The following is a 2,554-nucleotide window of genomic DNA, read 5'->3' as shown; positions in this document are numbered from 1 at the left end:
TGGCAGCCGGAAGACTATTTATGGTTATTTTTTAGTGGCTATGGGGTTAACTACAAAGAACAAGACTATTTAATGCCCGTTGGTGGTGATCCTGAACAAGTTGCTCAAACCGGTATAGAAGTGCGATCGCTCATGCAAAGTCTAGAACTTACCGGCATCAAGGTCTTATTCATCTTTGATATTAACCGGGCTTTTGGGACACAAGCAGATGCACCCGTAGGCCAAGAAATTATTGAACTGGCCGCCCAATTACAAATGGGGGCGATTATTTCCTGTCAACCAGAAGAATTTTCCCATGAAAGTACAGAATTAGGTCACGGTTTCTTCACAGCAGCATTATTAGAAGCTTTGGGTTCGGGGAAAGGATACGACTTGAGCGATTTAGCCAGTTATATGGGTGATCTTACACCCAAACTCTGTCAATACCACTGGCGGCCTGTCCAAAATCCTATCACCGTTATTCCTGCTCAAAAACCAGCTATTTTGCCTATCTTGACATTAGATGAAAACTCCGCAGCCATCATTTTTCCAGAAGCCAGTTTTGCTGTCACCAGAACTGCACCCCCTCTGGAAAATAGTGACTCTATAGATCAAGCTGGCTGGACAGAAAATGCTTCGGTAGCAACTACCTTAAACAAAATACCAACCGAATCAGTTTCCGAGTCAATTGTCGAAAACCACCACACCCTAGCAACTGCCCCAATCTCCCATGGGGAGGTTAGATTTATCGCCCCTATCACCACTGCCAAAGACAAAGCTTCAAGCCGGTCAGAGATGGCTTTATGGCAAGAATTTATCATCTGGGGTGGTGGCAATATGGTGATAGTAGCTTTAATCGCTACATTTTTGCTCCGCAATCATGAGAATTTCCGGTTGGAAAATTTATCAAAAATAGTATTTAACAATACAACTAGTGCGACGCAATTGCCCCAGTTATCACCTACTACCCAAAACCGGAGTACCGCGCAAATTAGTGTGGATAGAGACTCTAAAAAACGTAATCAAGCCATTTTAGAGCTAAAAAAAATGTCTCTTGTCCCTACTCAACCAGGAGATTTAGTGACAGCGATTGCCAAAGCTGGGAAAATTAAAGCAAACACACCAATATACGCAAAAGCACAGGAAAATATTCAAGTTTGGTGTCAGATGATTTTAGAATTAGCCCAAGCACAAGCCGAACAAAGAAAATATGAAAATGCTATAGCCACGGCTCAGTTAATTACCAAAAAAGAGCCGCTTTATTCCCAAGCTGAAACTGTGATTAAAAAATGGCAAATAGAGGCCAAACAGTATGTAAGCAATAAAACTCTCTTAGATGCAGCTACAGCATTAATTATTCCTGAACAAGCTTCTAGTTATAATCGTGCTATTGTAGTTGCTAAAAAAATACAGCGGGGACAACCCGGTTTTGAAATCGCCCAAACATCAATTAACCAATGGAGTGAAAAAATCTTAGATCTAGCCAAAATTCGGGCTAATCAAGGAGATTTTCAGGGTGCTATTTCCACTGCTATTTTAGTGCCTACAGGTGCGATCGCTTACGAAGATGCTCAGGATGCTATCCAAAAATGGCAACTTCAGAAGAATTAGTTCAGTGGTCAGTGGTCAGTGGTCAGTGGTCAGTGGTCAGTGGTCAGTTGTCAGTTGTCAGTTGTCAGTTGTCAGTTGTCAGTTGTCAGTGGTCAGTTGTAAAACGTGAATCACCCATTACTTATTAGCAATACTGTGAAATATCCTCGCCGCAGGTATCGGCTAGATAGCACATTGCTCTAAATCGTAAACCTACTAATTCTTCATACAAGGGGTTAAGCTTGCACAATGGTGGAATGTGAAACAGGGTTTTACCAAATAGCTTGATATCGCGCTCAAATGGGCACTGAGCGGGAATTAATTTACATAGACGGTGAGCTAATTGGCGATCGCTGACTTGGATGCTATCTAACCAATTTCGCAAAGGACGTAAAAATCCCCAAACAGGCTTAGGTCTAATATCCTGTAAAGGACTCACATTAGTTTCACTAGCGTCTGTTTGATGTAGAGAAACCCAACTTGATACAAAAAAATTTTTATTGGTATGTTTAGATACCTTCATAGTAATTATTCTCTTCTTATGAAGTTATTCACCTTACTGATGAATATACAATATGACAAGAACCGCAACCGGAAAACAGTATTATAACGTAAATTTTGTCAAAGCTGAAAGATCCTATAAACTGCTTTCTAGATTTCAATCCATTTGTTAATACAACACCCAAATCGTAATTTCCAAACCAGGATTATCCTACTTATTAAATCCTAAAAAACGCTGACTTCTAAGCCACATTCCGCACCCTCAACTGTCACAGATCAAAAAAGCCCTTAAAGTAGTACATAAAAACTAAAGATCAATTAAAGAGAAAGAAAAAGAAGCTGAATGAGAATGAGTAGGATTAAAGGTGAAAAAACAAAACCCCCACTAAATAAATAGAGGGGGTGATGTACTTGCAAAAAATAAACCTGGCATCGAGCTATTTTCACGTGGGGCTACCCCCAAACTATCGTCGCCGCAGCAGCG

At 40.6% G+C, this 2,554-nt stretch carries 3 protein-coding genes; 2 read left to right on the top strand and 1 reads right to left on the bottom strand.

Annotated elements, in window-relative coordinates:
* A partial coding sequence (locus ACIR310F_RS21830; protein ID WP_035367752.1) for a caspase family protein occupies positions 1 to 1,590 on the top strand: 1,590 nt, incomplete at its 5' end.
* Positions 1,569 to 1,718: a hypothetical protein gene (locus ACIR310F_RS25350; RefSeq protein WP_155963668.1), complete on the top strand. Its 150-nt coding sequence runs from the start codon at positions 1,569 to 1,571 to the stop codon at positions 1,716 to 1,718. The genes ACIR310F_RS21830 and ACIR310F_RS25350, both read left to right, overlap by 22 nt.
* Here ACIR310F_RS25350 and ACIR310F_RS0107365 read toward each other — a convergent pair.
* Positions 1,715 to 2,092, bottom strand: a complete 378-nt coding sequence (locus ACIR310F_RS0107365) for a Mo-dependent nitrogenase C-terminal domain-containing protein (protein WP_028083265.1) — start codon at positions 2,090 to 2,092, stop codon at positions 1,715 to 1,717. The two genes, ACIR310F_RS25350 and ACIR310F_RS0107365, sit on opposite strands and share 4 nt — an antisense overlap.
* Positions 2,093 to 2,554 lie beyond the last annotated feature (462 nt).

It is taken from the genome of Dolichospermum circinale AWQC310F (assembly GCF_000426925.1).
GTDB lineage: Bacteria > Cyanobacteriota > Cyanobacteriia > Cyanobacteriales > Nostocaceae > Dolichospermum > Dolichospermum circinale.
The sequence above is the reverse complement of the archived record's forward strand: the minus strand, read 5'-3'. Positions and strand labels throughout refer to the sequence as shown.